The organism is Kineococcus indalonis, from assembly GCF_009906395.1.
Taxonomy (GTDB): domain Bacteria; phylum Actinomycetota; class Actinomycetes; order Actinomycetales; family Kineococcaceae; genus Kineococcus; species Kineococcus indalonis.
Genome location: NZ_JAAALM010000925.1, coordinates 1 through 799 on the forward strand (window position 1 = coordinate 1; position 799 = coordinate 799).

Sequence of the window (799 nt, forward strand, 5' to 3'; positions counted from 1 at the left end):
GGTCAGGCGCTGGCGCGCGCGGAGCGCACGGGCGCCAGGTGGGTGGTCACGTCGAACCAGACGACCTTGCCGAAGGGCTCCACGTCGACGCCGTGGGCGTCGGCGAGGGCCTCCACCAGCGCCATGCCGCGCCCGTCGAGGGCGTCGGGGTCGGGCTCGCGGCGCAGGGGCAGGCGGGTGTTCTCGTCGGCGACGCCCACGCGCACGCGCGAGCCGTGGCGGCCCAGGCTGAGCACGACGTCGCTGCGGCCGTGGATGACGGCGTTGGTGACGAGCTCGGCGGTCAGCAGCAGCAGGGTGTCGACGACGTCGCCGATGATGCCCTCGGCGATGCACCAGTCGGCCACGAGGTGGCGCGCGGTCCGCGAGGACGTCGGCTCGGGGGCCAGCGTGGTGGAGCACGTCCAGTTCTTGAACGTCACAGAGTGACTCTCCCGATACGTAGGGTCACCAGGAACGGTAGCGCAGCGGCGCCCGAACGGCTCAGCGCGGTGACGGGACGCCACCGCCACCGGTCGCGCCACCCCGTCGGACCCGTCCGCCATGCTCCGCTCCCCCGTGCTCGTCCGTGGGCTGCTAACTTGGTGCTCATTGGTTGCGTGCAGCAGTCAACGATCCGGGTACGGGCCGTGACCCCGAGCACTACTTCGCTGCGGGGCCGCCCCCCGTTACACGAGGACCACTGCTGCCGCCGCACGACACACCGACGACCACACCGACGACCACACCGATCACCGCGCCGAGGGCTCCCCTCCGGCTGGCCGGCGCACCGCCGGCCCCACCCGCACCCCACCACGGA

At 73.0% G+C, this 799-nt stretch carries 1 protein-coding gene; it reads right to left on the reverse strand.

All coding sequences use genetic code 11. The features are described from left to right. Positions 1-2: 2 nt before the first annotated feature. A complete protein-coding gene (locus tag GTR00_RS21980) occupies positions 3-422 on the reverse strand; it encodes an ATP-binding protein (RefSeq protein ID WP_166613604.1) in 420 nt (139 codons plus the stop codon). Positions 423-799 lie beyond the last annotated feature (377 nt).